This is a genomic window from Jiangella ureilytica (genome assembly GCF_004348545.1).
Lineage (GTDB): Bacteria > Actinomycetota > Actinomycetes > Jiangellales > Jiangellaceae > Jiangella > Jiangella ureilytica.
Genome location: NZ_SMKL01000134.1, coordinates 1 through 5,572, shown reverse-complemented (window position 1 = coordinate 5,572; position 5,572 = coordinate 1). Strand labels below are relative to the sequence as shown.

At 74.4% G+C, this 5,572-nt stretch carries 5 protein-coding genes; 1 reads left to right on the top strand and 4 read right to left on the bottom strand.

The window, feature by feature from the left end; genetic code table 11:
• Positions 1-213: 213 nt before the first annotated feature.
• The 4 genes from glmM to E1212_RS28780 form a co-directional block, all read right to left on the bottom strand.
• Positions 214-1,563: a phosphoglucosamine mutase gene (gene glmM, locus E1212_RS28795; protein WP_131988940.1), complete on the bottom strand. Its 1,350-nt coding sequence runs from the start codon at positions 1,561-1,563 to the stop codon at positions 214-216.
• A 103-nt stretch (positions 1,564-1,666) separates the two neighbouring features.
• A complete protein-coding gene (gene rpsI / locus E1212_RS28790; RefSeq protein WP_131988938.1) occupies positions 1,667-2,146 on the bottom strand; it encodes a 30S ribosomal protein S9 in 480 nt (159 codons plus the stop codon).
• 8 nt (positions 2,147-2,154) lie between these two features.
• Positions 2,155-2,598 carry a 50S ribosomal protein L13 gene (gene rplM / locus E1212_RS28785; RefSeq protein ID WP_131988936.1) on the bottom strand — a complete coding sequence of 148 codons (444 nt, stop codon included), beginning with the start codon at positions 2,596-2,598 and terminating at the stop codon, positions 2,155-2,157.
• 142 nt (positions 2,599-2,740) lie between these two features.
• Positions 2,741-3,625 carry a GNAT family N-acetyltransferase gene (locus tag E1212_RS28780; RefSeq protein ID WP_162605676.1) on the bottom strand — a complete coding sequence of 295 codons (885 nt, stop codon included), beginning with the start codon at positions 3,623-3,625 and terminating at the stop codon, positions 2,741-2,743.
• A gap of 56 nt (positions 3,626-3,681) precedes the next feature.
• On the opposite strand from E1212_RS28780, the gene E1212_RS28775 reads away from it, so the two are divergent.
• On the top strand, positions 3,682-5,319 hold the full coding sequence (locus E1212_RS28775) for a helix-turn-helix transcriptional regulator (RefSeq protein WP_131988932.1): 1,638 nt from the start codon (positions 3,682-3,684) through the stop codon (positions 5,317-5,319).
• Positions 5,320-5,572 lie beyond the last annotated feature (253 nt).

The window sequence follows — 5,572 nt, the reverse complement described above, 5'->3', positions numbered from 1 at the left end:
GCCCAGCAGAGCCCGCCCGCCGACTCACGACACCCCAGGCGGAAGCGGAGCCGACGTCGCGAGCGCAAGCAGGCAGATCCAGGTGGCGGGGGCGGTGGATGCGGAGCCGGCGTAAAAGTGGCCGCGCCTGCTGTACGCCACGGTTGGCCGCAGAGCCGGCGCAGCATCCACCGCCCCCGCCACCGGACCCCAGGCCCGAGCCGCGAACGACCCTTAGAGCGCGAGCTCCGCCTGGACGGTGGCGGCGAGCCGGCGGGCGACGGACTCGGCCTGGTCATGGGTGGCCGCCTCGACCATGACGCGCACGACGGGCTCGGTGCCGGAGGGGCGGAGGAGGACGCGGCCGGTGGCGCCGAGCTCGGTCTCGGCCTCGGCGACGGCGGTCTTGACGCCCTCGTCGAGCGCGACCCGGCTCTTGTCGACGCCCTTGACGTTGACCAGGACCTGCGGGAGCCGCTGTACGACCGAGGCCAGCTCGGCCAGGGAGGTGCCGGTGGAGGCGACCTGGGCGAGCAGGTGGACCGCCGTCAGCACGCCGTCGCCGGTGGTGCCGTGGTCGAGCATGACCACGTGACCGGACTGCTCGCCGCCGAGGTTGTAGCCGCCGGCCTTCATGGCTTCGAGGACGTAGCGGTCGCCGACGGCGGTGTCGAAGACGTTGATGCCCTCGCGGCGCATGGCCAGCCGGAAGCCCTCGTTGGACATGACGGTGGAGACGACGGAGCCGCGCCGCAGCGTGCCCTGCGCGCGCATGGCCAGCGCGAGGACGGCCAGGATCTGGTCGCCGTCGACGACCTCGCCGGTGGCGTCGACCGCGAGGCACCGGTCGGCGTCGCCGTCGTGGGCGATGCCGACGTCGGCGCCGGCCGCCACGACCTCGGCCGCCACGACGTCGAGGTGCGTGGAGCCGCAGTTGTGGTTGATGTTCAGGCCGTCGGGCTCGGCGCAGACGGCGGTGACGTCGGCGCCCAGCCGGCGCAGCGCCTCGGGGGCGGCACGGTAGGCGGCGCCGTGCGCGCAGTCGACCACGACGCGCAGGCCGTCGAGCCGGGCCGGGGCCGTGCCGACGATGTGCGAGATGTAGGTCTCGACGCCCTCGGGGTGCTCGTGCACGCGGCCGACCTCGGCGCCGGTGGGCCGGTTCCACGGCTCGCGCAGCCGCGCCTCGATGGCGTCCTCGATGGCGTCGTCGAGCTTCTGCCCGCCCTTGGCGAAGAACTTGATGCCGTTGTCGGGCATGGGGTTGTGGCTGGCCGACAGCATGACGCCGAGGTCGGCGTCGAGCATGCCGGTGAGGAACGCCACGGCCGGGGTGGGCAGCACGCCGACCTTGAGCACGTCGGTGCCGGCGCTGGCGAGCCCTGCCACGACCGCGGCCTCGAGGAACTCGCCGGACGCCCGCGGGTCGCGGCCCACGACCGCGACCGGGCGGCGCCCGGAACCGAAGGCGCCGATCTCGCCCAGCACGTGGGCGGCGGCGACTGAGAGGTCGAGGGCCAGCTCGGCCGTGAGGTCGGAGTTCGCCAGGCCGCGAACGCCGTCGGTGCCGAAGAGTCGAGCCACGGAGGGTGCTCCTAGCTGGGACAACGGTCGGAAGGGAACGCGAACGGCCCCGGAGTGAAGAACCCCCCGGGGCCGTTCGCGGATGTTCGCGCAGGTGCGCGGATCAGCGCTTGCTGTACTGCGGAGCCTTGCGGGCCTTCTTGAGACCGGCCTTCTTCCGCTCCGTGACGCGGGCGTCGCGGGTGAGGAAGCCGGCCTTCTTCAGCGCCGGGCGGTTGTTCTCGGTGTCGGCGGCGTTGAGCGCGCGGGCGATGCCCAGCCGGAGCGCGCCGGCCTGCCCGGTGACGCCGCCGCCGTCGATGCGGGCGACGACGTCGTAGCGGTCGGTGACCTCGAGCTCGACCAGCGGCGAGCTGACCAGTTGCTGGTGCACCTTGTTCGGGAAGTAGTTGTCGAGCGTGCGCCCGTTGATGGTCCACTGCCCGGTGCCCGGCGCGATGCGGACGCGGGCGATGGCCTGCTTCCGGCGGCCGGTGGCCGCGGCGGCCTCGATGTTCGAGGTGCGCGACGGCGCGGTCTCGGACGTGTAGCTCTCGATGGGAGCCTCGTCGGTGTCGATCTCGTCGACGGTGGTCTCAGTCATGTCCTCACTCACTGCGCGACCTGGCCGATCTCGTACGGCACGGGCTGCTGGGCCTGGTGCGGGTGCTCCGGGCCCGCGTACACCTTCAGCTTGGACAGCATCTGCCGGCCCAGGCTGTTGTGCGGGAGCATCCCCTTGACGGCCTTCTCGATGGCACGACGCGGGTTCTTGTCGAGGAGGTCGCGGTAGGTGGTGGAGCGCAGACCGCCCGGCCGGCCGGAGTGCCGGTAGTCGATCTTCTGCTCGCGCTTGTTGCCGGTGAGCGCGACCTTCTCGGCGTTCACGACGATGACGAAGTCGCCGGTGTCGATGTGCGGCGCGTACACAGGCTTGTGCTTGCCGCGCAGCAGAGTCGCGGTCTGAGTGGCGAGCCTGCCGAGGACGATGTCGGTGGCGTCGATGACATGCCACTGGCGCTGGACATCGCCGGGCTTGGGGCTGTACGTGCGCACGGTCGTAGGCCTTCGCTTTGGTCGAGAGGATGGATCTGGTCGGTGGCTGGCGTGCCGCGCTCCGGTACGCACAACGACACGACAGAATACCTGCGCGGCCGCCGCATGGTCAAAACGTGGGGAAACCCCGCCCGGGCGCCGGTCACGCGTCAGCGTTCGCACGCACCATCTCATACTGGGCCAGGTCCTCGCGAACCCAGCCGGTCGCGGCGAAGAACTCGGCGCCTGCGCCCTCGGGAACCACGGGCGGGACGGTCCACCGCCGCCCCGGGAACGCGGCGCGCAGCGCGGCCAGCAGCGCGCGGGCGTGCCCCTGCCTCCGCCGTCGCGCCGGGGTGTGGACGGCGAGCACTCCTGCCGTCGTCTCCGTGACGCTGACCAGCGCCTCCGCGCCACCGAGGGCGTACGCCCGGCGCGGCGGGACGGCGGCGGCCAGCGTCTCGGGCGCGAGCTGCCAGGGTGGCTCGGCGCCGTCGAGCCCCGCGCACACGCCCCGTGCGAACCGGACGGGGTCGATCTCCGTCAGGCCCGTCGACGACGGCGGCTGCCGCGGTTCCGCGGCGGCCGGCTCCCAGCGGTAGCCGACCAGCGTCCGGGCGACCCGGAACCCGAGCCTCTCGTAGAGCCGCTGCGCCGCCTCGTTGCCGACGATGACCTCGAGCGTCAGGGTCGTCGCCCCGGCCGCAGTGCAGCGCTGGACCGCGCGCTCCATCAGCGCCCGCCCCACGCCGCGGCCGCGGTAGCCCGGGGTGCAGCCGAACCCGCCGATGCGCGCCGTCGTGCCCCGCCGGGTCACCAGGCTGATGCCGACGAGGTCGTCGCCCGCGGCGTAGACCTCGCTGAGGTAGCGGTCGAGGTGCTCGGCGCCGAACCGGCGCTCGAACGCCGGCCCGTCCATGCCGATCGGCACCAGGTAGCCCTCGAACGAGCGGGTCATCGCGTCGGCCGCCTGGTCCGCGGTGAAGTGGGCGACCGGCCGCGCGGTCAGCACGCCGGCCCGGGTGGGGATCTCGTCGGTTCGGGCCATGCGCAGCATTCTCTCCCGGCCCGCGCACGAGTACCGTGGCCGGGAGGACGGCACTGATGACCACCATCGACGCACGAGGACGGGGCCGGGCCGCGTTCGAGGAGCGCGCCTGGGCCGACGCGTACGCCCGGCTCGGCGCGGCCGATGCCGAGGCGCCGCTGCCCGCCGACGACCTCGTGCTGCTGGCGATGTCGGCGTTCCTGGCCGGGCACGACGCCGCCAGCCTGGCCGTCCAGGAGCGGGCGTTCCACGAGCTGCTGCTCGAGGGCCGGCCCTTGCCCGCCGTGCGGTGCGCGTTCTGGCTGGCCACAGTCCTGGCGAACGAGGGCGAGGTGGCCCGGGCGAGTGGCTGGCTAGCCCGCGCCGAGCGGCTCCTGGACGAGGCGGGCCGCAACTGCCCCGAGGCCGGCTACCTGCTGGCGGCGCACGCCCGGCAAGCCGCTGCGGCCGAGCCGGCCGTGGCCGCCGAGATGTTCGCCGAAGCGGCCGCCGTCGGGCAGCGCCACCACGACACCGACCTGGTCATCCTCGCCCGGATGGGCCGCGGCCGCGCCCTGGTCGAGCTCGGCAAGGTCGCCGACGGCGTCGCCCTCCTCGACGAGACGATGGTCGCCGTCACCGCCGGCGAGGTGGGGCCGCTGCTCACCGGCATCGTCTACTGCACGGTCATCGACGCCTGCCGGACGACGTTCGACCTGCGCCGGGCCCGCGAGTGGACCGCTGCGCTGACCCGCTGGTGCGACGCTCAGCCGGACCTCGTGCCGTTCCGCGGCGAGTGCCAGGTGCACCGCGTCCACGTCCTGCGGGTGCAGGGCTCCTGGCCGGACGCGCTGGCCGAGGCCGGCCGCGCCTGCGCCCGGCTTTCCGACCCGCCCCAGCCGGCCGCCGGCGCCGCCCACTACGAGCGGGCCGAGCTGTACCGGCTGCGCGGCGAGACGGCAGCCGCGGACGACGCGTACCGGCTGGCCGCAGCGAGCGGGCAGGACCCGCAGCCGGGGCTCGGCCTGCTCCGGCTGGCGCAGGGCCGGGTGCCTGCGGCGGTCGCCGGGCTGCGCCGCGCCCTCGGCGAGACGACGTCTCCGCTCGCCCGGCCCGAGCTGCTGGCGGCGCTGACGGAGGCGCTGCTGGCGGCGGGCGACGTGGGTGGAGCCCGGGTCGCCGCGGGTGAGCTCGCGGAGGTGGCCGACGGCGTCCGGGCGCCGGTCCTGGCCGCGATGTCGGCCTACGCGACGGCGTCGGTGCAGTTGTCTCTCGGGGACGACGGTGACGGTGCGGCCGCGCTGGTCGCGGCCCGGCAGGCGTGGATGGGCTGGCAGGAGGCGGAGTCGCCGTACGAGGCGGCCCGGTCGCGGGTGCTCGTGGGTCTGGCCTGCCGGCGACTGGGCGACGATGACGCCGCCCGCATGGAGCTCGACGCCGCGGCGGACCAGTTCCGGGAGCTCTCGGCCCGGCCCGACCTCGACCGGCTGCGCCGGCTCGGCGCCGGCTCGGTGCCGGCTCGCGGCGTCCTCACGCCGCGGGAGGCCGAGGTGCTCCGGCTGGTCGCGGCGGGCCGGACGAACCGCGCGATCGCCGCCGACCTGGTGCTGAGCGACAAGACCGTCGCGAGGCACGTCGCGAACATCTTCACCAAGCTGGACGTCTCGTCCCGCGCCGCGGCGACGGCCTACGCCTACCAGCACGGCCTGATCTGAGCGTTCACCGATTCCAGGGCTTCCTCGTCCCCCTGCTGCCCATTCTCGTGGCCGCGCACGGGACGGGGAGAGACCGGGCCCGCCTCGCGGTGCACCGGTCGCCGTGTCGAGGGGCGCCGTGTCCTCACTACCGCGAGCCGTCTTCACTACCGCCAGCCGTCTTCACCGGCGCCAGCCGTCCCCACTACCGCCAGCCGTCCCCACCAGCGCCAACCGTCCCCACTACCGCCAACCGTCCCCACCAGCGCCAACC

What these genes read in the sequence shown, in the direction of transcription:
- rpsI (WP_131988938.1), bottom strand. Translation starts at nt 2,146, where the DNA reads ATGACTGAGACCACCGTCGACGAGATCGACACCGACGAGGCTCCCATC.
- E1212_RS28780 (WP_162605676.1), bottom strand. Translation starts at nt 3,625, where the DNA reads ATGGCCCGAACCGACGAGATCCCCACCCGGGCCGGCGTGCTGACCGCG.
- E1212_RS28775 (WP_131988932.1), top strand. Translation starts at nt 3,682, where the DNA reads ATGACCACCATCGACGCACGAGGACGGGGCCGGGCCGCGTTCGAGGAG.